The sequence below is a fragment of the Mesorhizobium sp. M1A.F.Ca.IN.022.06.1.1 genome (assembly GCF_003952605.1).
Lineage (GTDB): Bacteria > Pseudomonadota > Alphaproteobacteria > Rhizobiales > Rhizobiaceae > Mesorhizobium.
Genome location: NZ_CP034455.1, coordinates 4,969,098 through 4,991,385, shown reverse-complemented (window position 1 = coordinate 4,991,385; position 22,288 = coordinate 4,969,098). Strand labels below are relative to the sequence as shown.

The 22,288-nt window shown below is 59.4% G+C and carries 22 protein-coding genes and 1 pseudogene; 10 read left to right on the top strand and 13 right to left on the bottom strand.

Annotation, left to right across the window (positions count from 1 at the left end):
- Positions 1–61: 61 nt before the first annotated feature.
- Positions 62–1,081: a substrate-binding domain-containing protein gene (locus EJ078_RS23830; RefSeq protein ID WP_127215090.1), complete on the bottom strand. Its 1,020-nt coding sequence runs from the start codon at positions 1,079–1,081 to the stop codon at positions 62–64.
- Between the two features lie 891 nt (positions 1,082–1,972).
- Between EJ078_RS23830 and EJ078_RS23825 the strand changes: the two genes are divergently transcribed.
- From EJ078_RS23825 to EJ078_RS23810, 3 genes and pseudogenes are all read left to right on the top strand, one after another.
- Positions 1,973–2,173: a GMC family oxidoreductase N-terminal domain-containing protein gene (locus EJ078_RS23825; RefSeq protein WP_164747400.1), complete on the top strand. Its 201-nt coding sequence runs from the start codon at positions 1,973–1,975 to the stop codon at positions 2,171–2,173.
- Positions 2,174–2,469: 296 nt separating this feature from the next.
- Positions 2,470–2,664 (top strand): annotated as a pseudogene (locus EJ078_RS23815) (RND transporter); the annotation flags it as partial.
- A gap of 647 nt (positions 2,665–3,311) precedes the next feature.
- Positions 3,312–3,683, top strand: a complete 372-nt coding sequence (locus EJ078_RS23810; protein ID WP_127215092.1) for a hypothetical protein — start codon at positions 3,312–3,314, stop codon at positions 3,681–3,683.
- Between the two features lie 212 nt (positions 3,684–3,895).
- On the opposite strand, the gene proX is transcribed toward EJ078_RS23810, so the two are convergent.
- From proX to EJ078_RS23765, 9 genes are all read right to left on the bottom strand, one after another.
- Positions 3,896–4,930, bottom strand: coding sequence for a glycine betaine/L-proline ABC transporter substrate-binding protein ProX (proX, locus tag EJ078_RS23805; protein WP_127215093.1), 1,035 nt, complete (start codon positions 4,928–4,930; stop codon positions 3,896–3,898).
- A gap of 158 nt (positions 4,931–5,088) precedes the next feature.
- On the bottom strand, positions 5,089–6,027 hold the full coding sequence (locus EJ078_RS23800) for a proline/glycine betaine ABC transporter permease (RefSeq protein WP_127215094.1): 939 nt from the start codon (positions 6,025–6,027) through the stop codon (positions 5,089–5,091).
- Positions 6,020–7,162: a glycine betaine/L-proline ABC transporter ATP-binding protein gene (locus EJ078_RS23795; protein ID WP_127215095.1), complete on the bottom strand. Its 1,143-nt coding sequence runs from the start codon at positions 7,160–7,162 to the stop codon at positions 6,020–6,022. Before EJ078_RS23795 ends, EJ078_RS23800 begins: the two co-directional genes overlap by 8 nt.
- Before the next feature lie 270 nt (positions 7,163–7,432).
- Positions 7,433–7,747, bottom strand: a complete 315-nt coding sequence (locus tag EJ078_RS23790; protein ID WP_127215096.1) for an NIPSNAP family protein — start codon at positions 7,745–7,747, stop codon at positions 7,433–7,435.
- Positions 7,744–8,553: an alpha/beta fold hydrolase gene (locus tag EJ078_RS23785; RefSeq protein WP_127215097.1), complete on the bottom strand. Its 810-nt coding sequence runs from the start codon at positions 8,551–8,553 to the stop codon at positions 7,744–7,746. The genes EJ078_RS23790 and EJ078_RS23785 overlap by 4 nt, the downstream gene beginning before the upstream one ends.
- A gap of 4 nt (positions 8,554–8,557) precedes the next feature.
- Positions 8,558–9,634: an LLM class flavin-dependent oxidoreductase gene (locus tag EJ078_RS23780; RefSeq protein ID WP_127215098.1), complete on the bottom strand. Its 1,077-nt coding sequence runs from the start codon at positions 9,632–9,634 to the stop codon at positions 8,558–8,560.
- Between the two features lie 41 nt (positions 9,635–9,675).
- On the bottom strand, positions 9,676–11,187 hold the full coding sequence (locus EJ078_RS23775) for an aldehyde dehydrogenase (RefSeq protein WP_127324599.1): 1,512 nt from the start codon (positions 11,185–11,187) through the stop codon (positions 9,676–9,678).
- A 20-nt stretch (positions 11,188–11,207) separates the two neighbouring features.
- On the bottom strand, positions 11,208–12,194 hold the full coding sequence (locus tag EJ078_RS23770; RefSeq protein ID WP_127214126.1) for a flavin reductase: 987 nt from the start codon (positions 12,192–12,194) through the stop codon (positions 11,208–11,210).
- Between the two features lie 161 nt (positions 12,195–12,355).
- Positions 12,356–14,149, bottom strand: a complete 1,794-nt coding sequence (locus tag EJ078_RS23765) for a helix-turn-helix domain-containing protein (RefSeq protein ID WP_127214128.1) — start codon at positions 14,147–14,149, stop codon at positions 12,356–12,358.
- A 165-nt stretch (positions 14,150–14,314) separates the two neighbouring features.
- Here EJ078_RS23765 and EJ078_RS23760 point away from each other — a divergent pair, with 165 nt between their 5' ends.
- The 3 genes from EJ078_RS23760 to EJ078_RS23750 are packed head-to-tail and all read left to right on the top strand — an operon-like array spanning position 14,315 to position 15,677.
- Positions 14,315–14,905, top strand: a complete 591-nt coding sequence (locus EJ078_RS23760) for an amino acid synthesis family protein (RefSeq protein WP_127214130.1) — start codon at positions 14,315–14,317, stop codon at positions 14,903–14,905.
- A gap of 34 nt (positions 14,906–14,939) precedes the next feature.
- A complete protein-coding gene (locus EJ078_RS23755) occupies positions 14,940–15,389 on the top strand; it encodes a hypothetical protein (protein ID WP_164750368.1) in 450 nt (149 codons plus the stop codon).
- Between the two features lie 30 nt (positions 15,390–15,419).
- A complete protein-coding gene (locus EJ078_RS23750) occupies positions 15,420–15,677 on the top strand; it encodes a hypothetical protein (protein WP_306462627.1) in 258 nt (85 codons plus the stop codon).
- A 247-nt stretch (positions 15,678–15,924) separates the two neighbouring features.
- Here EJ078_RS23750 and EJ078_RS23745 read toward each other — a convergent pair whose 3' ends face one another.
- The 3 genes from EJ078_RS23745 to EJ078_RS23735 form a co-directional block, all read right to left on the bottom strand.
- On the bottom strand, positions 15,925–17,202 hold the full coding sequence (locus EJ078_RS23745) for an ATP-binding protein (RefSeq protein WP_208720860.1): 1,278 nt from the start codon (positions 17,200–17,202) through the stop codon (positions 15,925–15,927).
- Complete coding sequence (locus tag EJ078_RS23740) at positions 17,199–17,924, bottom strand: response regulator (RefSeq protein WP_127214134.1); 726 nt, start codon at positions 17,922–17,924, stop codon at positions 17,199–17,201. Before EJ078_RS23740 ends, EJ078_RS23745 begins: the two co-directional genes overlap by 4 nt.
- A 652-nt stretch (positions 17,925–18,576) precedes the next feature.
- A complete protein-coding gene (locus tag EJ078_RS23735) occupies positions 18,577–19,446 on the bottom strand; it encodes a DUF6502 family protein (protein WP_245456882.1) in 870 nt (289 codons plus the stop codon).
- A gap of 217 nt (positions 19,447–19,663) precedes the next feature.
- On the opposite strand from EJ078_RS23735, the gene EJ078_RS23730 reads away from it, so the two are divergent.
- The 4 genes from EJ078_RS23730 to EJ078_RS23715 all read left to right on the top strand — a co-directional run bounded on the left by EJ078_RS23730 (position 19,664) and on the right by EJ078_RS23715 (position 22,114).
- On the top strand, positions 19,664–19,837 hold the full coding sequence (locus EJ078_RS23730) for a hypothetical protein (protein WP_164747549.1): 174 nt from the start codon (positions 19,664–19,666) through the stop codon (positions 19,835–19,837).
- Positions 19,838–19,886: 49 nt separating this feature from the next.
- A complete protein-coding gene (locus EJ078_RS23725; RefSeq protein ID WP_127214136.1) occupies positions 19,887–20,144 on the top strand; it encodes a hypothetical protein in 258 nt (85 codons plus the stop codon).
- 382 nt (positions 20,145–20,526) lie between these two features.
- The gene (locus tag EJ078_RS23720; RefSeq protein WP_208720858.1) at positions 20,527–20,826 is read left to right on the top strand and encodes a hypothetical protein; all 300 of its coding nucleotides are present in this window, start codon (positions 20,527–20,529) and stop codon (positions 20,824–20,826) included.
- A gap of 616 nt (positions 20,827–21,442) precedes the next feature.
- Positions 21,443–22,114 carry an invasion associated locus B family protein gene (locus tag EJ078_RS23715; protein ID WP_164747550.1) on the top strand — a complete coding sequence of 224 codons (672 nt, stop codon included), beginning with the start codon at positions 21,443–21,445 and terminating at the stop codon, positions 22,112–22,114.
- The last annotated feature ends 174 nt before the right edge of the window (positions 22,115–22,288 follow it).

Below are 22,288 nucleotides of genomic sequence, written 5' to 3'. Positions count from 1 at the left end.
ACAAGGTAGGAAGTGTTGGCCCGCGTCCTGGGAGGTGACGCGGGCCTGGGGACGTGTGATCTTACGCTGGATCGCGACCTTCCATGTACTTGTTCAAGTCGAACGAGTCCGCATTCTCCTTGGTAATGACGGCAAAGCCGTTGTCGGCGAATGGGATACCCATCGGATTGTAGCCTGACGCCTTGTAGTCGTTGAATGGATCGATCAGATCGGGGTGAGCCGCCATGAATGTCGCGACGAAGCCCAGATAGCCCTGCATAACCTGGTTGGGGCTCAGCGCCATGTGGATGTTGCCGGCCTTGATCTGCTCCAGCGTCGCCGGCGTGATGTCGGCGTGTATTATTAGCACTTTCGCCTTCGCCTCCAGGACGGCAGCAACGGCGCCTTCGGCCGAGCCGGCCTCCGGAATCCAGAGCGCCTTCAGGTTCGGGTTCGCCTGCAGCATTGAAGCGACGGCCTTGTTGGCTGCGTTGGCGTCCTGGTTGGTAGCCTGCCGGCCGACCAATTTCATCTTCGGGTATTTCTTGGCGAAATAGTCGATCAGAGCGGTCACGCGCAAGTCGTGGTTGCTTTGGCCGGGATTCTCAAGCACAGCATATTCGGCGCTGTCGCCAACCTGCTTCACGATCTCTTCCGCTGCAAACTTGGCCTCGGCCACGTTGTCCGACGTGATGTACGAGACGCGCTTCGACTTCGGCGAGTCGGCAGCGAAGGTGACCACTGTCGTGCCATCGGCAATCGCCTTGTTGATCGGCTCGATGAACGGATCGGCCTGCATCGGGTGGAGCAGCACGCCGGCCGGCTTCTTGATCAGATTCTGCTCGAAAGACGCGATCTGTTTGGTGATGTCATAGTCCGGCGTGCCGGAAAACACTGTCTTGCAGCCCATTGCCTGCGCCGCCTGCTTGAAACCCTGGTAGACCGGGACCCAATAGGGATGCGCAGACACCATGACGTTCATGACATAGGTTTCGTCCGGCTTGCATTGGAATTTGCTTTGTGCGGATGCGCCGCCCGTAACCATGAGCGCAACTGCCATAGTGGCCGCGCTCAGCGCGCTGGCCAATCCAACCCTCTTCATATCTCTCCTCCGCTTGTCTAGCCAGAACGATAGGGCTCTATCGCTCGCTGCAAGAAATTTCATCTGCAGAAATCTCTCGCAAGCAGACATATGGGATTTGCGATCCCCCGTCAACGTCGCTGCGATAAAATTCGTATTTTGAAATTTATTGCATGTCGAAACAGTGCCAAGTGAGAACTGGCAGGAGCTATGCCACCAGGGCCGAGCTAGCGCGTAACCGCGGGGTGGCCACCGACTTCGCCGGTCGATCCGCGGCCATGACCTTTGAAAATGGTCCGGGTGCCTATGGCCCAACGCCTTGCAGGGTCACTACAGCTATGGAGGAACGGCGCAACAACTATTCCACTCCCGAGTCGATCGCCGAAGTCATTTCCGGGCGGCGACGACGAAACCGGCCAAGTCATGTATCTCTTGGGTTCCGATGCTGAGCAAGCTTTTGTCTTGCACCAAACCCTGCCGGAGGCGGAACGACTGGAAATGATCAGGCAGCATACCGGTCTATGATGGCAGGCCGCACCCTAATCGTCACCGGAGCGACTGGGCTGGTTGGCTCAAAGATCCTTGAGATGCGGCGAGGCGCGCCTCGGATCGAGCCGTGCATAGAGATCGTCCAGTCGGATTGGGTGGTTCATGATGATCGGACCACCGTGAGGTGCACAGTGAGCCGTTCACAGCCGCGCTGCAGGGCGGGATAACTCTCGACAATCTATCTTTCGCATGGACGAGGAACGGCGAAGATCTAACAATGTCTCCGGCGGCGCTGGCGATCAGATCACGATCAGCGAATATAAAACTGCCGCAGCGCGTTCTCCGCAATATTAGTGTTCGCTTATGCCGCGTCGAGAGGCTAGAGCTCCTCGGGCGAGCCATGTCGGCCCAAGGGTGGTCACGATGTCGTTCGATTACATCATCGTCGGCGCCGGATCCGGATGCGTGTTGGCCAACCGATTAACTGAGGATCCAGATCGCACGGTCCTCCTGATCGAGGCGGGCGACGAACCGGACTGCAGGCTCGCGCACATTCCGGGAGCCGCTTTCATGGATGCAGAACTCCAGGTCCGATTGGGCCTTTTCCACCACGCACCAGCGTGAACTATTTGATAGGCGCATCGCCTATCCAAGAGGCCGGGTAGTCGGCGGCTCAGGTATCCTCAACTACATGGTCTACATTCGCGGAAACTCGGGCGACTATGACCAGTGGGCTCAGTTCGGCAATCACGGCTGGTCCTGCGATGACGTCCTGCCGTATTTCATACGCGCAGAAGCCAATGCCACGATCCACAATGAGTATCATGGGAGGGAGGACCGCTTAGCGTCGAGATCAATGCGTACCGACACCCACGCTATTCCATCAACACGCTCACCATGTTCGCCATGGTTCTGGCCAGGTGCTGGATGCCGAGCGATCGGCCTACTCAGCCGATGACACTCTGCTCCAAAGCCGAGTGTCGATCGCCACCGACTATATAGCATTGAACAAGGCGCTCGGCGGCGGCTGGGACGGCGGCGTCGACAGCACGACACCAGAGATCATCGATGTCACGACTGGGCCACGCTTCGCGTCAAGAGCCGTGGCGCAGTGAACAAGATGCACGGTCAATCAGAGAAGAGAGAAATGACCGACGACGCCTCGAAAGATGCAATTTTGGAACTCATGGCAGACGTGATTTCCGCGTATGTTTCGAACAACGTTGTTCCGGCGAAAACGGTCGGTACGAATAGCTGGATCGGAGGCTATCGCGGACCAGAAGCTTCGCCGCGTCGCGAAATGGCGAGCGCCTGCCTTAATCGGGCTGCGGCAGATATCGTCCAAGTCGCAGGCCTACCGAGTATGGTATCAGGATCACTTGCACGTCGTGGCGCCACCGTGGATTGTCTAGCGCGACCTCCAATCAGATGTCGGCTTATAGGCAACTGCAGTCAACATCGTTGCGGCCGAGATGAGGCGCAGAGCCGCCATTCTTTAGAAGCTCACTACGGTCAACGAGGGGCTAGATCAACTCTTGAATCAATTTCGGCGGACCGCTCCGTAACCCATTGGCGAATAACGGTTATGTTAGTCGCTGAGGGTCGTCGTTTTCTACCGGAAATCAACACGTAGCGGGTGGTTCGCCAGCCCATTTCCTTCGTATTCTCTCGTATGGTCTGGCGAACCTAATGACCAGGAGGAGGACTAGTATTCCATGCCACGCGGTGTCTCTTTCATCCTACAAAAGGGGTCGATGAACCCGTGCTGACCATAATGGTGCGAGCGCGGCTGTCCTGGGCCAGAAGCGGATTGGCAGCTTCGAGGCTCGCGCTCGGCTGCGAGGTCCCTGAAGGGTTTCTCGCGACGCGACCATCAGACGCCTTCAAAGGCGGCGTCGACGGTCTGCGCCGGGAGCAGCGCGCGCCACGGTTCGACGAGCACGGCGTGGCCGGGTTTCGCGCCCAGCGCGTCGTGCTTCGATCGTGGAGCCGTGCCTTCAGGCGCTCTAGGACATCGTCGGTGACGCCGAGCGCGGCGCGTCGTTTCGCGAGCCACCAGCCGGAAACGGAGGCAAGCGACCGGTTGTTCGAAACCTTCGCCGACCTGTTCCGGCTGGCTTGCGGTAGGCTTTGATCACCATGAAGGCGAGACGGTACTCGTGCGAACGCGGTGCAAACCTGTTGAGGCTCCACGGCTACCTAGCTTGGCTCAAGGGACTCAGTAGCGAAAGCACCGCAGTAATGGCAAAATCGAATTGCCCCGGCGGCTTGCGCCACCGGAGCTTCTTTGCGTCGTCAAACCCCAACGTCGGGTCGGCCTGGCGCGGCTACTTCAGCGAATTGTGATCAGCTTGCAATTTTGGCACGGTCAACCCAGCTGTTGAACTGTTCCTGATGGGTTTTGATCCATTCCTGCGCCAGCTTTTTGATGTTGCTGTCGCTGCCGCCCTTTTCGCTGATCGTTTGTTCCCAGGTCGACCAGTCGGCCAGCGGGAACGACATCTGCTCCACGAGCTTCTTGACTGCCGGATTGGCTGCAATGAACTTCCGGTTGGCGACGGCGTTCCAGTTCCATGCCGCCATGGCCATGCGGCATGGATCAGCACCGCCAGCGCAACCGCTGACGCCTGGCACCAGGGCAGAGCCCTTGTTCGGGACCGATTCCGGCAAGGCATCGAAGGGCGTCGGCAACCAGACGACATCCTTGCCGGGCACCAGAGCCTTGTTCATCCACGAAGGGCTCCAGGCATAAAAGAATACCGGCTCGCCGCGCTTGACACGGGCGACGGCCTCGACCATCAGAGCCTCGTATTTGCCGCGGACCGAATTGACGCTGCCCTTGAGTCCGAATTTCTCAAGCTGGAAATCGACAACGTCGCCGCAACTCCAGCCCGGATCGCAATTGATGAGGTCGGCTTTGCCGGTCGTGCCGAAAAGAGCTGCGATCTTCGCATCCTTCATCTGATCGAGCGTGGTGATGTTGTTTGCGTCGGCGGTTTTCTTGTCGATCAGATAGCCATTAATACCGCCGCCTTGAATTAGGCCACCGCCGACGATCTCCGCCTCCGCCTCGACCTTCTTGTAACCCGGCTCGCGCTGCGGGAAGTTTATGTCGGTCGCGATATCAAGATCGCCCTGGGCCGCCGCCTGGAAGAACAAGGTGGTGTTGAGCGTGCTAAGCTTGACGTCGTAACCGAGTTCCTTCATCGCCGCCATGCCGATCTGGGCAACGACGTAATTGGCGCCTAGGCTGTCGGACTGGGCGTACCGCACCGTCTTGCCGCTCCCAGGCAGGTCTTCGGCGAAAGCAGTTTGACCTAGAGAGGCCGCCAGCACCATGCCGGTGACAAAAAGGGAAAAGGTTTTCAGGCTGTGCTTCATCGGATGTTCTCCTTCTGGATTTTTCTTTGGACTTCACTGAATTCGAGGTTCGGCTGTAACGCGGACGCTGCAAGGGATAGGCAAGTGAATTCCTGGCCGGCGGAACGAGCCGCCGGTGTCTGTCGTCATTCCGGTGGTGGTTACCGCCGGAGCGGCTCTCAACGCGTGCGGTTCGCTGCGGTTGTTACGATGGCCTCGTGCGATCGCTCGCCCTTGTAAAGATTGAAAAGGTCGCGCAGCACCGACCTGCGCTTGCGGTCGGTCGGCTGGGCAAGCTGCTGGGTGATCCGATCAAGCATCATGGCGAGCAGGACGATGGCGATGCCACCGACGGCGGCGCGACCGACATCGAGACGTCCGAGACCTTGGAGAACCACGAGGCCAAGGCCTTCCGCGCCGATCATGGCGACGACTACGGACATTACCATCGCAGTCAGCACGGTCTGGTTCAATCCTCCGAGAATGGTGGGGATAGCCAAAGGCAGCTGTATTTCCCACAGAAGCTGGCGCTTATCGGCGCCGAAGGCGAGACCTGCTTCGACCATTTCCTGCTCTACCATGCGAATACCCAGATTGGTGAAGCGGATTAGCGGCGGTGCAGCTGCTGTAACGACCGCCACTTCGCCCGGCACTGTGCCCACGCCGAACAGCATGACGACCGGCACGAGGTAAACGAACGTCGGTGTGGTCTGCATAATGTCGAGCACCGGCCGCACCACGCTCCAGACCTTGTCGTTACGAGCACACCAGATGCCGGTCGGCACGCCGATGGCGGTGCAAAACACGATGGCCGTGGTAATCAGCGAAAGCGTTGTCATGGCCTCGGTCCAGACACCGATGGCTGCGATCACGACAAGTGAGATGGCGCTGAACACCGCGATGCCGATGCTGGCAAGCCGATAGGCGGTCAAAAACACCAGAACGACGAAGATCGGAAACGGAATCTCGTGCAGTATGTAATCGTTGAACGACAACAGGTTTTCGACCGGCCACTTGATTGCAAGAAACAGTGGACGGAGGTGGAGCGCGACCCATTGGACGGCGTCTGCAATCCACTGGTCCACCGGAAAGATGGCTAGATCATCGGCATCAAGCATTGTGGCCTCCCGTCGAAGCAGGCGCTGTCGATCTCGTCGCCGAGGCGATCCGTCCAAGGATATGTTCGGGTTCAAGCATGCCGAGGAAGCAGCCGTCCTCGTCAATGACGGCCATTGCCTTGCCGCTCTGATATAAGCCAGCGACATCCACGAGCTTGGTGGTGCCGCTCACCGCGACGAAATCACGCGTCAAAAGGGCATCGACCGGCTTGCCAGCCTTTACCTGTTGCAGGGCCGCAGCGTCGAGGCAGCCGACGATGCGGTTCGACGCGTCGACGGCAAAACTCATGGCCTCGGGATGCTCGGCGTCGCCGACGATCCGCGCCGAACCATCGCCTGACACCGTCGAACCGGTGCGCATCACCGACCGTGCGTCAAACAATCGCGACCGGTCGACTTCGCGCGTGAAGGCGGCGACATAATCGCTACCTGGTTCGAGCACGATCGATTGCGGTGTTCCCTCGCGCACCAATTCGCCTTCGGACATAATGGCGATGCGCGTTCCGAGTTTCAGCGCCTCCTGGAAGTCATGAGTGATGAAGAGGATGGTCTTCTTCAGCGTGTGCTGCAGCCGCAGCAACTCATCCTGCATCTCGGTCCTGATCAGCGGGTCAAGGGCACTGAAGGCTTCGTCCATTATGAGCACGTCGGCATCGGTCGCCAGGGCCCGCGCCAAGCCGACACGCTGGCGCATGCCGCCGGAGAGTTCATGCGGGCGATGATAGGCCCATTTGGCGAGACCGACGATCGCCAGCACCTCTTCAGCGCGCCTGCGTCGCTGCGGGGCGGAAACGCCACGCAACTTCAGGCCGAATTCGGCATTTTCGATCACCGATTTGTTTGGCAACAAGGCAAAATGCTGGAAGACCATGGAGATGCGCGTGCGCCGCAATTCGCGAAGCGCATCCTCGCGTAGCGGCACGATGTCGATATCGTCGAGCAGGATCTTGCCTGCCGTTGGTTCGTTCAGCCGGTTGATGCAACGCGCCAGCGTCGATTTGCCGGACCCCGAAAGGCCCATGACCATGTAGATCGCGCCCGAGGGAACGGAAAGCGAGACGTTGTTCAGACCGACGACGGCGTCGGTCTCCGCAAGGACACGCGCCTTATCCGCGCCGGTGGCGAGCAGCGTCATGGCTCTGGTGGGTGAAGGGGCGAAAATCTTATACAGATTCTCTACTCTCAATCGCTCTGTCACCATTGGCTCCCATGTTTCAACGATACGGATGTTCCCGATCCGCAATTTTTTGACGAGGATCAATTAAGGGGCATGTCAGCGAGATCGTCTTCCGCGAACACGGAGGATTTTTGCCCCTCCCCTTCCTCCAAACCGAGGTGCATTTACTGCAGTGCAACTCCACCGTGCGCCGGTTGGCTTCAGGGTTTGCCTTACGCCCCTTGGTTCCTATTGGAGTGGCGAAAAATCGGTCGGAAGAAGGATACGGTTTTCCGCGCTTTCGATCAGCGCCGTCAGTTTCGGAATGAAGGCCCGCCAGCGCGCATCTTCCGACAAAGTGCGCCGGCGCGCGACGCGATCCGCGAAATCGGCATATCGCCACAGATGGACCACGTGGTTCAGCGGCCCGATCTCGGTGACGAAATAGCCGATCAGTCCGCCGAGAATCGGTTCCTGGATTGCCAGCCCCTCCTCGCGTACAAGCTTCAGGTACTCGGAGCTTTTGCCGGATTTTATGCGATAGATACGCTCTTCAACGATCATTTCACAGTCTCCGGCACGGTCAAAAAATCCGCCATCATCGATGCGACGAGATCGGGTGCTTCCGTCAGGATCGAATGCCGCAGCCCCGGAAGGATGCGGAGCTCGGAGCCTGGGATGCGCTCATGCATATATCTTGCCATGCGCGGATTGGAGCCGGCATCCTCCTCGCCGGTTGCAATCAACGTCGGGCAGCGAATCTGGTCGAGAAAACCGCCGAAGTCGGTCTCGGCGAGAACCCGGTAGGCAGAAGCGTAACAGTCCGGATCGTTCTGAGAATTTCGCTGCCTAAGCGTTGCGATCAGATCGGGATTCTTCTTCCGGAAATCCTCAGTCAGCCAACGCGACAGGGATGCGTCGTAGTGCGATCCCGGTTCGCCGCTGCGAAGAGCGGCGAGGCGGGCGAGGACGCGATCCCGCTCCTCAGGCGTACGTCCCGCGACAGTCGAGAGGAGAATCAGGCGCTGAATGCGCGGAAGATGTGTCAGTGCCAACCGCTGTGCGATCAACCCGCCAAGAGAAAAACCGGCCAGATGGAAACGGTCGAAGCCGACACTGTCCGCCAACGCAAGAGTTTCGGCAACGAAATCGTCGATCTCGTAGCGGCCTTTGACGCGCGACGAGTTTCCGTGACCCCGTAGGTCGAACGTGAGGATGGTGAACCGATGCTTCAGCCGCTCTACGACCCCGCTCCAGGCTTCAAGGTAGGAACCGACACCGTGGATGAGCACCAGCGGCTCTGCCCCGTTGCCGTCAACCCTATAGTTCAGGACCACATCTCCGACCGTATGACGCTGCGTATCAGTCATCCTACTACCCTGCCGCGGCCAGTTGCTGGGTTTCGCGCTCGCGCTGCGCAAAGAAGGGCATGACCTCGTCTGTGAACAGGCTAAGCGTCTTCTTCTGCAGTTCGAAGGGCAGGTTGAAGCTGAGGCCGAGACAATATTGATCGACGCCAGCTGCTTCGTAGTCGAGCAGCTTCTCGATCACTTCGTCGGGCGTTCCGAACATCAGGTTCTTGCGGATATTTTCCGGGTTGTAGTTGTCGCGGCCCTTAACGCTTTCGAAGGGAACGGCCTCCGGGAACCCGTTCTTCACGGTGCCAATGTTCTGCATGAGGTTTTCGAAATAGCGACCATAGTTCATGCTGTGCTCGACGGCGAGATGCCAGTCGTCGGCCCTGTCATAGACACAAGTGCGTCGCTGCATCATGAATTTTGGGCGTTTCACCTCGGGATGATCGGCGACCGCCTTGTTGAACTTGCTGGCGAGCACGCCGATTTCCGCCGCCGGAAGCGAGAGCGGCGTGGAGAGGATGTTGGCGCCGATGCCGATCGCCCAGTCGAAGGTGCCAGGATCGCGGGCGGCGACCCAGATGCGAGGACCTCCCTTCTGCAGCGGCTTCGGCACCGAGGTCGCTCGCGGAAAATTCCAGTACTGGCCCTCATGCGCATAGTCACCGGCCCAAAGCTTCTGGACCGCTGGCACCAGTTCCTTCATGTAGCCGACGCCCTCTTGCTGCTGGACGCCCGGCGCCATTCGGTCGAACTCGTACTGATAGGCGCCGCGGGCGATGCCGAATTCGAGGCGCCCGTTCGTAAGGTGATCGCACAGTGCGGCTTCGCCAGCGAGACGGATTGGATTCCAATAGGCGGCGGCAAGCGTTGCCGTTCCCAGACGGATACGGCTCGTATGCTGGGATAGCCACGTGAGGATCTGAAACGGATTGGGTGATATCGTGCACTCGATTGTGTGGTGCTCCGGCGTCCAGATCGTCTCAAACCCGCCGGCGTCCGCGATTTTGGCAAGTTGCAGCAGATTGTCCATTACGGCCGTCATCGAGGTTTCTGGCGAGAAACGCTCCATGCCCAATGAGACGGCAAATTTCATTTCAATCTCCCTTGGATGGTTTGTCCCAGCGTTTCTGACGGTCAGCGCAGTCGAATGACAAAGGGATCCTGCATGGCGCCGGAATAGTCGATGACGACATTTTTTGCCCTGGAGAACTCGCGCATGACGTCGAAACCGCCACGCCTGCCGTAACCACTTTCCTTGAAGCCGCCATTTGCGGACATGTAGGCTGCTGACCGGTACGTGTTGATCCAAACGGTGCCCGCATCGATCCGGTTGGCGAAGCGCATCGCCCGGTCGATATTCTGGGTCCAGATCCCGGACGCGAGGCCGTAGCGTGTGTCGTTGGCGAGTTCGATCATGTCTTCTTCCGAGGAAAAGGGCATGACACCAACGACCGGTCCGAAAAGCTCATCGCGCATGAAGGACATATCGTTCTTCGCGTCGATCATGACGGTCGGCTCGAAATACCAGCCGCGGGCGAGTTCTTCCGCGTGAGGACGCTTGCCGCCTGACGCGATCCGTGCCCCTTCCTTGACGCCCGAAGCAACGTAGGACTCGACTTTCGTCAGTTGCGCCGACAGCGCCAGCGGGCCGATATCCGTCTTGTCCTCCAATGGGTGGCCGACGGTGATGCGGTTGGTGCGTTCCACCAACGCTTCGATGAAGCGGTCGTAGACGCTGGCCTCCACGAAGCAGCGCGAGCCGGCGACGCAGGTCTGGCCCGCAGCTGCGAAGACGCCCGAAACGACCCCATTAACGGCCTTTTCGATATCAACGTCGGAAAAGATCACGTGGGGAGATTTGCCGCCGAGTTCCATCTGGCACTGCGCAAGGTTGGCCGCCGCGTTAGCAGCAATTTTACGGCCGGTATCGGTGCTGCCGGTGAAGACGTATTTTGCGATGCCCTTTTGCCGCGTCAACGCGTCGCCGGTTACCGCACCCGTTCCAGAGACGACGTTGACAACGCCGGCCGGAAACCCCGCTTCCATGATTAGCTCGGCCAAGGCCAGCGTCGAGGCGGTCGCGTGCTCGGAAGGCTTGATCACGATGGTGTTGCCAATCGCCAAACAGGGAGCGAGCGTTCCTGTCAACATCATCAGCGGCGAGTTCCAGGGTGTGATCATACCGACGACGCCGATCGGTTCGCGCATGTTGAAGTTGAGCTGGTCCAGCTTGTTGACCGGGATCGTATCGCCCTGCAGTTTGTCAGCCATGCCGGCAAAGTAAGTGTAAGAGTCCGGGATCGAGCGCATCTGCGCCCGCATTTCCTTGATGAGCTTCCCATTGTCGCGTGTTTCGATCAGCGCGAGGTCGTCGGCATTGGCGAGAACCAGATCGGCCAGCTTGCGCACCAGTTTTCCGCGATCGGTCTGCGTCATACGTCGCCAGGCAGGATTGACGAATGCCTTTTGCGCCGCCTCAACCGCCAGTCGCACATCGTTGGCGTCGGCTTCCGCAAACTGATACCAGGCCTCCGCGGTGGTCGGGTCGAAACTGTCCAGGTAGCGACCGGATGTCGGTTCGACAAACCGGCCGTCGATAAACAGGTTGAGGCGCATTCCCTCGAGCGATTTCACCGTCGTCTTCATCGTCGCTTCCTGATTTCGGGTTAGTCTTGAATGGCCTGATGCCACGAGCGGGCCTCGCCCTCGATCATTGCCAATCGCCCGCCGTCGCCGGAATCCATGTAGATGCCAAAGCGTTCCTGCTTGCGCTCGCGGACATAGCGGCGGAGCATCGCCCGCAATTCCCGGGTCGCGATGAGGTCATAGGGCAGCTTGTCAATGGCAAAGAACCGCAGGTCTTCCGGCAGGTCGCGCCCTTGTCCGCCATCGGCAAGTCGGGCGCGATAGATTAGATAACCGGGGTCGCAGTCAGCAACATCGAAGATCGAGTAAAGAAAGGTGTTGTCTGACAGCAGCTTGAGGGATTTTCCGTCGTTGAGCGGCAGTTCGCTGCCGGCCTTACGGCGTTTGGCCGTTGGCAGAGCCCAGCCACCGCTTCCATCCGCTCGCAGCAGAATCTCGCCGCTGGCTTCGATCAGATAGCCGATGATCATGTTGTGCGAGGCCAGCCAGCCGGACGGCAGCGGATCCTTGACGCTGGCGTATCGGCCGCGGCAAAAGCCGAGGGGCGCTGAAGGGCTCGTACCGAAAGCCTGCACCTGGCCGATCAGGATGACATGATCGCCTGCATCGACCCTGTTGTAGATCGTGCAGTCGAACCAGGTAAGGCTGTCCGTCAGGATCGGCGCGCCGGTATGAACGCGGTCGTGATTGACGGACTGGAATTTATCGGGGGATTTCGAGGCGAAGATCGCCGAGATGTCGACCTGTCCCTCATGAAGCAGGTTAACGGCAAAGGAATCCGCCGTCGTAAAGGCAGCAAAGCTTGACGCCGATTTTGCGACGCAGACGAGCAGCAGCGGCGGATCGAGCGAAACCGAGGTGAAGGAATTGGCCGTCATGCCGCGCGGATTGCCGTCCGTGTCCCGCGTGGTGATGATGGTGACGCCGGTGACAAAGGTTCCGAAAGCCCGACGCAACGCGATTGGGTCGATGGCCGTCGGAATCTTTGCGGTTCCCGTGGTCAACATGGGATCAGCGCCTCCTGTTGGTTGATAAAGGGAAGGCTAATCGCAAGTAGAGCTACCTTCTTCCGTCGTTCAGCCGGAAGAGCACGGAAAATATTGCTACTGTTTGCGGTAAGAGACGAAGGGTGCCGATCCGCCGTCTCGAGGGTCAGGTCGACCGATCGTCAGCCACGACCTTCCGTGACACCATGCAGGTGAATGGCCAATTCGATGGCAAAGCGCCGCTCTGGCGTCTCGACATCGATGCCGAACATTTCCTCGATTCGCGACAGGCGATAGCGCAGCGTGGTTACGTGCAGGCCCATCGCATCGGCGCAGGCGCCGCTGCGGCAGCCCTCCCTCAGATAAGTCGACAGCGTTTTCAGATAGGGCGTGCCATGCTGGCGGTCATGGGCGGCGATGGCGCCGACGCTTTCCTGAACGAAAGCGCGTACGTCGTCGACGCCCGCGGCCGCTACGAGCATCGGCAACGGCCCGAAATCCTGCCCGGACAGCGCACCGGTGCGACCGAACGAACGGGCGATGGCAATCATGCGGCTGCAGCGATCCCAAGCCAACGGATAATCCGTCAGGGTGGCACAGGCGTTGCTGGCGATGACGATCGGTTCTTCGTCAAAATATTGGCCAAGATCCGCTGCGATGCGCCGCATCAGTTTCGATGTCCGCTCCTGTTTCCAGACCTCGTCATAGGGAATGAGGCACACCAGCCCGCCATCGATGGCCACGACGCACGCGGGAACGGAAGCTTGCTGCATGACACGAGCGAGACTGTGATGCAGATCGACGGACGTTCCGCCAAGATTCTTCGCGCTCTCGGGAAAGTCGACGACGACGATTTGCTGAGCCGTCATGAAATTGATGCCGAGCCGCTGGGCTCGCTGCTGGACATCTGCCGCGTCGCGCCAACGCCGCTCCACCACCTCGAAGAAAAGCTCGGTCTGTGTGCGGGTTTCGAAACGGAATCGGATGAAACTGCGCATCATTTGGACGCTGAGCGCGAACTTGGCGCTGTCAAGCAGCAACTGGTCCAGATCGCTGAAGGCACGCGACGTGGAAAAGATGATCAATGCCCCGACAAGTTGGCGGTCGACCGTCAAGGGCTCGATGCGGGCGGCCAGATTGAGCCGGGAGCTGCCGTCATCGAGAAAAAGCGTCGCCCCACTGTTGCCGCCCCGCTCAATTGTATCGCGTGCTGCCTTTCCCAGTTGTCGGCTCAGCGGACCGGCCGCTGCTGATTGCCAAGCGGCATCATCGAACTGCACCTCGCTTGGCGAGCGGCCGGCTATAATCTGGTTCGCAGTAAAATCGACGACGACGACCGGATTGGGCAGCAGGCTGCCGACCATCGCCGACAATGAAGAAACTGAGCCGTCTGCAAGCACGTGTTCAAGTAGGGAGGTGTGCGCCTTGAGCGCCTTTTGCAACCTGTCTCCGGCCTGCCGTTCGGCTTCCAGCCGCTGCTCCCTCTCGATCGCGATGGCGCCGAGATGGACGATCATACCCAGAAACGCCAAATCCTCTTCCGGGACCTCCATGATATCCCGCGACACAACGCTCAGCACCATTGGCCGGCCCTCGAAGTCGCTGCAGTTCATAGGCATGACGAGGACGCTACGGTAATCTCGCTCGAAAGCTTCGCGGCGATAACCTGGAAACTCCTCGGATTCGCGCACGTCGCGGATATAGACTGGCTCGTTCCGCTTCAAGGCGATCAGCGAGGGGCTCGTCGCCAGTTCCCAACGGTCAGGGAGCGTTCGCTCGATCAACGTCGGATCATAGCGAACCATCACATGGGCATAACCATGAGCGGCATCGATCGACATGATCGAACCGAGCGTCCAGTTTGCATGGCGGCAGGCGGCGAAAACCAAGTGCTTCAGGATCATGACAAGATCGCCGCCGGAATTGATCTCACTCGCGACATCTTTGAGAACCGAGATTTGCGCCTTCCTGTCCACAATCGCTCCCTGCGCCACGACCCGCTGAGTTAGGCATGCGCGGGAGCTGAATTCTACATCGTTTCGAAGTGCCGGCCATTCTGTTTTTCCTCCCTAACGAAGGAAGACATTCACCGTCGTTGCTCATTAGGTTGCGCCACAATCCAGCGAACAGATGAGGAATCCATGGATCTCGGAGTGAGAAAGTTCTGCACATTCATCGAGGAAGTATTCGTCGAGGGTGGCAAGAAAGCCGACCAACCGATCTCCATGGTGGTGGTCGCAGCCGTGTTGAAGAACCCGTGGGCCGGTCAAGGATTCGTTGAAAATTTACGCCCAGAGATCCTCCGGTTGGCGCCGGGTCTTGGCGCCGAAATGACCAAGCGATTGGTGGCGCTCTTGTCAGCGGATAAGGTCGAGGCTTACGGCAAGGCGGCTTCGGTCGGCATCAATGGCGAGATCGAACATGCATCGGCGCTGATCCATACCTTGCGGTTCGGCAATATGTTCCGCACGGCGGTAGACGGCACGACCTATCTGAGCTTCACGAATACCCGCAACGGGCCAGGCGCCCTTCTTTCCCTGCCGATGACCCACAAGAGCGAAACCGGCAAACGCTCCCACTTCCTGACGGCCAACTTCCAGGTTCCGGACGCACCCGGTGCGGATGAGGTGCTGATCGCCATTGGCGCCTGTGATGGCGGGCGGGCGCATCCACGTATCGCCGACAGGTTCCAGGACATGGCGGAAATGGAAGCTGAGGGGCAGGCACGCTGAGCTTCGTCTTTCGCAGCAATCCCGGGGCGCCGAAATGACCTTCCTCTATGATGCCGATGCCGAACGCGGCGCCGAGTGGGCAGCGCTCTTCGCCGAACGTGCTCCCGAAATCGCCTTCCACTATTGCGCGGACGCGGTCGACCCGCGTTCGGTGAAGTATCTTGGCGTCTGGCATCCGCCCACAGACATAAGCGCGAAGTACCCGAACCTTGAGGTGCTGTTTTCGCTGGGAGCTGGGGTCGACCAGTTCGATTTCGACGTCTTGCCGGCCGAGTTGCCCGTCGTGCGGATGATCGAGCCGGGCATTTCTGACGCGATGGGCGGAACCGCTCGGTGTGCCAGACGATCTTGCCGTCGAACCTCCATCGGGGTTGTCGGAAAGATGCGGGCTGGGGCTTTACTCGCCCGAGGCAGCCATCCCACTGGTTTTGCTTTGAGCACCGTGGGGCGGGGGAACGCTACTTGCAGCGGGGGCACATCATGACACGTGCGACGATAGCAACCGACCTGGAAGTTGCGCGACCAGATTGCAGAGATCTCGAGAGCCGACCTTCAGGTGATGCTCCGCAGGGCTGCCCTAATGCTGAGGAATGTGACGGGGCTCGTCCTGGATCCGAAAGTCGAGGAACCGTTGGCAGGCCTGGCTGCGGAAATGGGGCTATCCAAGTCGGAGCTGGTCAGAACGATCGTCGGTGAATGGCTGATGGCCAACGCCTACCTGCCGGTGCCCTACGCGCTGGACGACGAGAGCGCGGTCGAAGGTAACGCCTGACCCGCCGTTCAATCATCATCTCGGACGTTCACTCCTATCCGTTGGTTGCCCGCTCTAAGTCTCTATCCATTAGGTGCTGCCTTCGGCATTCAACCGTAATGGAAAGCTTGGAAAACTTCCCTAGCCAGATATTCCCGCTGTTCGCGATCCTTCTTGGCCAGGCGTCGCTCATCGTACAACCGGTTAAACACCCGCTGGAGCATGTCCAGATCAGCAGGCCCGTAGAGGATGACGTGACATCATATGTTTAGAGGGAGCCGACGGTATCGTTGGCTCGTGTTCTACTCCCGGGAAAAGATGATTGTCTGCACCAGCCCACCCCCTGCCTATTCTCAAGCCTTATCGATCCGCCATAACGCTCGATGATCTCCTTGGCGATCGCCAGCCCCAGCCCGGCGCCCGCAATGAATTGCGTGCGCGCCGGGTCGACCCGGAAGAACGGCTCGAAGGCTTTGGCGAGGAGATCCGGCGGAATGCCGGGGCCGCGGTCGGCGATGGTGAGAACCGCTCGGTTGCCTTGCCCGGATAGCGAGACCGTGCAGTTCTTGCCGTGCGTCGCGGCGTTGACGATCAGGTTGCGCAGCGCCCGGCGCAAGCCAAGCGCGCCGGCTTTGACCGACACATGGTCGAGATGGTCGATCGTCACCGCATGGCCGAGCGAGACCATCTCGACCTCGATATCGCGGACCAGCCTGTCCAGGGCCAACGGCTCGACCGCGTCCTGGTTGACCTCCTCGCGCACCAAGCGGATGGCGCTGTCGGCGATGCGGTCGAGCTCGTCGAGGTCGCTCAGCCACTTTTCGCGGTCCTCTTCGAGGAACTCGGCACGGAGCCGCATTCTGGTCATTGGGGTCCTGAGATCGTGGCCGGCGGCGGCCACCAGCCGCATGCGGCTTTCCATCGCCGTTCTCAATCTTGCCGACAGCTCGTTGAGCGCATGGGCGGTGGCCCTCACCTCGACGGGGCCTTTTTCCGGCAAGGTCGCCAGCACCCCGTCCGAGCCGATTTTGCTGATGGCGGCTTCGAGCATTTCGAGCGGCCGCACCAGCACGCCGGCGAAATAGATCGAAACCGGCGTCGCGCCGAGCACGATCAGCGCCATCCAGCCGGCGAAAACATACCAGACATCGCGCGGCGGGCCGAAATCGGGAACGTCGACGATCATCCAGCGATGGTCGGGCAACTCGACGGAAGCGACCATTCCCGGCGCGCCGGCATTGCGGCTGACAACCGCCGAAACATCGAGGCCGTTCTGGCGCAGGATCTCGTTCAGCACCTTGGTGTGCTTGCCGTCCTCGAAGCCGTCGGCCGGGCGATCCTTCACGATGATGGGCGCATCGCTTGAATTCGGCGCGCGGGCGGGAGCCAGTTGCACCATGTACTGGATCTGGTGGGCGAGCGGCCCCATGATCAGTTCCGGCGACGGCCCGCCGAGCACCTTGATCGCGACGAAGGTGGCGAGCCCAACGACGCCGAGGATCGAAACGACGAGAAGGATGATCAGCCGCCGGCGCAGCGAGGTCATGCCCCGGTCTCCGCGGTCTCGACGCGCGCGGTCAGTTGATAGCCGCCGTTGCGCACGGTCTTGAACAGGTTCTCCTCGCCCGCCTCGGCGAACTTCCGGCGCAGCCGGCTCATCAGCACGTCGACGGACCGGTCGAGCGGCTCGCGCTCGCGCCCTTGCGTCAGATCGAGCAGCTGGTCGCGCGACAACAGCCGGCCCGGCCTTTCGACGAAAACTTGAAGCAGATCAAACTCGGCGCCGGTAAGGTCGACCAGCGCGCCGTCGGCATGCGTCACCTTGCGCGTGTCCGGCTCCAGCCGGTAACCGGCGAAATGATAGACGCGAACCTTGGGCGGGGCGGCTTCTTCCGGCGCCGAACGCCTCAACACCGCGCGGATGCGTGCAGAAAGCTCGCGCGGATTGAACGGCTTCCCGAGATAGTCGTCGGCGCCGACCTCCAGGCCGATGATGCGGTCGACGTCCTCCTTCAGCGCAGTCAGCAGGATGACCGGGATATGCGGCTTGCGGTCCCGGAGGCTCCGGCAGATGTCGAGACCGGAGCCGTCAGGCAGCATGACGTCGAGCACGATGAGGTCGAACTGGCCCGAGCCGAGCTTCTGCTCGCATTCGCGCCGGTCCGTCGCCACCGACACGCGAAACCCCTGCCCGTCGAGATAGCGACCGAGCAGCGTCCTGATCTCGCGGTCATCGTCCACGACGAGGATATGGGGTTGTGCCTGCATGTCTGCCCGCCTGCCTTTTCGCTTTGATTATAGGGAGCGACGCCGCCGAGCGGCACAGAAAATTGCAACGGAACGTTTCTGCAAGGCCGCTGGAAACATTCGGAAACAAATCTTCCTTTTTCGGAAATCTTCAGCAATACACAGAAGCAAAGCGGCAAAGAAAGACCTTCCTTATCCTACCCTTCATCCGAAGCGCGCAGGAAAGGATCATGTCATGCGTCGCACGCTTTTCGCGCTCGGTCTGTTCTCCATCGCGGCCATCTACCCTTTGCTGGCTGCAGCCGGAGCCCGGCGCCGCGCCCGCAGACGAGCCGCCGACAATCAACCGACAGGACGATGCGGGCGCCCAGGCCCGGTGCTCTGGCATGGATCAATGCGGCACGGGCCGGGGCCGGAAGGCTTCCGTCCCATGGGAAGTTCGCCGAAAGGAGTCGCCCAAAAGAGCTCGAGCGCCCCTCTTCTTGAACGAGCCATCAACGGCTGCGCCGGCTGGCCTGTCTTTCGGTCCCCCAACGCAACCCCAAAGACCGGCCGGTCGGACCGTTGCATTCATGGCATGATGTTGCCGTAGGTCCGCTCGTGAACGGTGGCGACAAGATCGCTCCGGTGATCCGCTGGCTGCCTCAGCGCCACTTCGGCCTCCGGCTCCAACTCATGAAGCCGATCCGCTGGTATCGTCGTGCTGAGGTGAAAATTCGGCACCAGCCGGGGTCCCATCCGAGGTGAGAATATAGATGCCGCAATTCCATCGGCTAGTCCCGCCAGGATCGCTGCGAACAGCCCTGTTCGCATGCTTATTCAAACGAAGGAGCATTTCAATCGCGAGCTTGCGGCTGTGAGCCTCGAGCGCCCTGGCGAGTTCTTGGGAAAGTCCATCATAGTGGACAGCACGTTCGAGGTACGCTGGCTCATCGGCGAGCACGTTCTGGACGGCAGCGGCAGCATGGTCCTGAAGATTCCGGGCAAAGTAATAGAGCCGAACCTCGCCGTCTTCTCGCGGTACAGTGGCTCTTTCCATCAGCACGATTCGGTCGCCCTCGTCGATTTCGACAAGTTTTCTATCGAGCCAATCGTCCAGAACCGCCCTTGGACGCAAATCGCGGGTCACCGCTTCCACGAGGCCGGCAAATGAGGCCTGTCCGACCTTGCCCGTTCGGGGCAAAGGCAATGGAAGGCCTTGGCGGTCGACGAATAACGGGTCGGCGAGCCAGCGCGCAACGATGGCACTCGTCCTCGAAACAGACTCAGGCACCACCCGGACTGGAGCACCAGCGCCTCTCAGCCGGCTGACCTCCTTCCGATGTACGCCTGTCAGTAGGCTGACCCTGCTGTCTGTCTGTTCTTTGTCAGACAGTGCGAATTCATGCTCCGCCACACTCACATAAAGCTGCCGCAGCAGGTCAACGAAGGTCGGAAACGTCACCCCGCACTTGATAGCCAGCCGCACTAGGGGACGAAGAACCCTATTTAATGCGTTCTGGACCCCGGCGGCGTCCAGAGAGCGCCCTTCCGATCTGTTCATCAAAGTCTTCACCCGTCAGTCACAAAGACCGTGCCGAAAATAGCCAGCGGGATTATTTCCACAAGGGCATAGGCAATGACGGAAGGAGGCACTCGCATACGCGAGCAATGCATCGCCCATTGACATGTGTGAAATTTTCCCACATCTTTTTTCGTCGTGACAGCTAACCCGCACACGGCAGTCCCCGCCAGACTGAAGCCATGCCGAGGAGTGCCCCTTGAAGAAAACCTATAGCAAGCCGACCATTAGCAAACTCGACATGAGCCTGGAAAAACCAACTCTGAAGCCGATCATAAGCAGAGTCGACGTCAGCTTGAGCGGAACCTCATCCAAGACGGCGCGTCCCGAATCCGCGTCGCAGAAATCCGACCCCTTAGAACAAAGTCGCTAGACGCAGGCCAAGATTGAACTGTGAAGCAGTGAATATCGGACCGTCATCTATGGCGATAGTGCTGCTGGAGCTTAGATTGAGATCGAAGGGTTTTCTCAAGAGCTTATATATGGTGGCGGAACATTGGAGCCGTGGCGGGTTGCCTGTTAACGAATGGGGCCGCTACTTCGCGCTGTTGCCTAAGCGGTTGATTGATGGTTGTTCGGCAACTGGCGCGCTGATGCGCAGATGGCGTGGGGACAGATGGGAGTATCGCCACGAGACCGACGCGGAGACGGAGGCGCGCATCTACGACGAGGCTTGGTGAGAACCGCTTACTCAACGGTGTAAACGTGGAAACAACCTATCGATCTAGCGCCGGACGCTAGGCTTCAAAATTCCGATGCTTTGTCCTCGATACGGGAACGCGTCATTGCGCCACGACGAGGGCATCAACCAAGCGATTGGAAAATCGCAACCACAAATCCAGCCGACTCGCAGCAATGTTGCGAAACAAATTTCCTTTTTTCAGAAACCTTCCGCAACTTTTTGTAGCAAAGCGGAAATAGACACGCACTATTCTGATACTGCTTGAATCGTTCGAAAAGGATCGCCTCATGCATAACTGCATGACATTTGACGGCCCTAGGGATGCGGCTTTGTGGGATAGAGCGGACCAAGATTCACTACCTTGGCCGCGCCGGATTGCATTGCGCGAACTGAAAAGCCGGCTGATCGAGCAACTGCCTCCGAAAGGGATAGGGCTGCTGCCGCAGCAACGTCTCACGACTCGGTTGTCGCTGGCCGAAACTTGGGCAGGCAGTTTTACTGGCGTGAAGCATACGATGGCGGCACAACCCGATTTCGGCTTGGGAGGCACTGGCGGCCCCAGCCCTAAGGGACCAAAGCCGGCTTATTACGCGGATCGCAATATCTTCGTCCTCCAGAAAAAGCCGCGCGAGCCCCCGGGGGACCAGGCTGAAGAATGCGAGCGCCGCGCTTCGAGCTAAGCCTGAACCCGAAATCTTCGCTTCGACGGATTGGGGGCAATTCGTCGAACGATGCAGCCGGCAGTGGAGGTTTGCCCTGACCATGGCGTGCAGCCACTGCCACCGCTGTCTCGGTATGGCGAGCAACCCCAGCCGGTTGCGCCGGCCGGCCCATCAACCTGCATAGGGCCGGCTGGTTTCTCTATGCCGCGACGATGCCGAGTGCGGGAATGAAAGGCCGGTGGCGGCAGGGCTGGTCGCATCGTACCTGGATTGCCTATTCGCAGGCGCGCCCGGCAGCTGAATCACCAGAAAGACAGCATAAGACATCTCCTGCGCGCCCTGCTGCCGCGAAGACCGCCAGACTGTGGTCATTCAGCATCGTCCCGTTTCGATAGGCAGCCTAAGCAAGCTCGACTCCACCTCGGAAACTCTTCTGACGAATAATAGCAAGCAACTGCAGGCCGTGGGAAGTTCGGCAATTTCAGCAAGGCGAGACCGATGCAGCAATCCGGCCTAGTCTCGGGGACGTTGATCAATCTGAGATCACTTGCAATGATTGTAACTGAATGTAAAGAAGACATTTTTGCCACAATTAACATCAGGCCAAGTGTTCCAGACGTGATGGATGCCCCGCATGAAATTGAGTTTGGATCGAGTCATGGCAATAAAACGAATGGCGACGCTCTTAGCGGCCATACTTGTGGTTTCAGGCGGTAACACGCAGGCTTTCGCCTATCGCAAATTACAGGACGAGCAGAGCTGGCCTCCCAGTAACGCCTTGGCCCATCTGAATGGTCGCCGGTGGGGAGAGGTTGAAATGACTCAAGGCACGGCGAGTGAGGAGCCCTCTTCCGTTACATTGCCCAATGGCGCCGATGCCGTAAAGGAGACCTACGGTGATTGGGCTGTTGAATGCCGCATTGCTCAAAACGCAAGGGAGTGCTCCGTAGGGCAGTACCAATTCGATCAGCAGCAGCGGCTGCTGATGTTCTCGATCGAAATCTCTCAGCCAAAAAACGGAGACTACGCCGCTATCATAACGATGCCCTTCGGCCTGAACCTGCCAGACGGCATAAGATTGAGGCTCGGCGATCAGCCTGTCGAGCAGCTGGCAGCTTTCGCCACCTGCTTGCCGACTGGATGTCTGGCACCATTCAAGTTCTCGACTTCAAGCATCGAGACGATGAAGACGACGAAGATCCTCACAGTGAGCGCCAAAGCCTATGCTGGTGGGAAAGACACGAGTTTCAACGTTTCGCTCAAGGGATTCCCGGCAGCTATCGAGCGCCTGAAAAATCTGCAGTAGTAGACCTTTCAGATTGCCGTGGCCGATTGCGCTGCGAAGACTGCTGGCTGCAGTTTGGAGAGGACCTACGCGGACGTTATCTGGCCCTTCGCAATAGCGAAACTCCGGGTAAGCGCTTCGCAAGCAAGATCCGCCCGTAGCTTATGCGTAAATGCGAGAGCTGATCACCTGCGC

What these genes read in the sequence shown, in the direction of transcription:
- EJ078_RS23755 (WP_164750368.1), top strand. Translation starts at nt 14,940, where the DNA reads ATGACCTTCCTCTATGATGCCGATGCCGAACGCGGCGCCGAGTGGGCA.
- EJ078_RS23770 (WP_127214126.1), bottom strand. Translation starts at nt 12,194, where the DNA reads ATGTTGACCACGGGAACCGCAAAGATTCCGACGGCCATCGACCCAATC.
- EJ078_RS23760 (WP_127214130.1), top strand. Translation starts at nt 14,315, where the DNA reads ATGGATCTCGGAGTGAGAAAGTTCTGCACATTCATCGAGGAAGTATTC.
- proX (WP_127215093.1), bottom strand. Translation starts at nt 4,930, where the DNA reads ATGAAGCACAGCCTGAAAACCTTTTCCCTTTTTGTCACCGGCATGGTG.
- EJ078_RS23745 (WP_208720860.1), bottom strand. Translation starts at nt 17,202, where the DNA reads ATGACCTCGCTGCGCCGGCGGCTGATCATCCTTCTCGTCGTTTCGATC.
- EJ078_RS23790 (WP_127215096.1), bottom strand. Translation starts at nt 7,747, where the DNA reads ATGATCGTTGAAGAGCGTATCTATCGCATAAAATCCGGCAAAAGCTCC.
- EJ078_RS23735 (WP_245456882.1), bottom strand. Translation starts at nt 19,446, where the DNA reads ATGAACAGATCGGAAGGGCGCTCTCTGGACGCCGCCGGGGTCCAGAAC.
- EJ078_RS23830 (WP_127215090.1), bottom strand. Translation starts at nt 1,081, where the DNA reads ATGAAGAGGGTTGGATTGGCCAGCGCGCTGAGCGCGGCCACTATGGCA.
- EJ078_RS23725 (WP_127214136.1), top strand. Translation starts at nt 19,887, where the DNA reads ATGGCGATAGTGCTGCTGGAGCTTAGATTGAGATCGAAGGGTTTTCTC.
- EJ078_RS23740 (WP_127214134.1), bottom strand. Translation starts at nt 17,924, where the DNA reads ATGCAGGCACAACCCCATATCCTCGTCGTGGACGATGACCGCGAGATC.
- EJ078_RS23780 (WP_127215098.1), bottom strand. Translation starts at nt 9,634, where the DNA reads ATGAAATTTGCCGTCTCATTGGGCATGGAGCGTTTCTCGCCAGAAACC.
- EJ078_RS23785 (WP_127215097.1), bottom strand. Translation starts at nt 8,553, where the DNA reads ATGACTGATACGCAGCGTCATACGGTCGGAGATGTGGTCCTGAACTAT.
- EJ078_RS23795 (WP_127215095.1), bottom strand. Translation starts at nt 7,162, where the DNA reads ATGACGCTGCTCGCCACCGGCGCGGATAAGGCGCGTGTCCTTGCGGAG.
- EJ078_RS23715 (WP_164747550.1), top strand. Translation starts at nt 21,443, where the DNA reads ATGAAATTGAGTTTGGATCGAGTCATGGCAATAAAACGAATGGCGACG.
- EJ078_RS23775 (WP_127324599.1), bottom strand. Translation starts at nt 11,187, where the DNA reads ATGAAGACGACGGTGAAATCGCTCGAGGGAATGCGCCTCAACCTGTTT.
- EJ078_RS23825 (WP_164747400.1), top strand. Translation starts at nt 1,973, where the DNA reads ATGTCGTTCGATTACATCATCGTCGGCGCCGGATCCGGATGCGTGTTG.
- EJ078_RS23800 (WP_127215094.1), bottom strand. Translation starts at nt 6,027, where the DNA reads ATGCTTGATGCCGATGATCTAGCCATCTTTCCGGTGGACCAGTGGATT.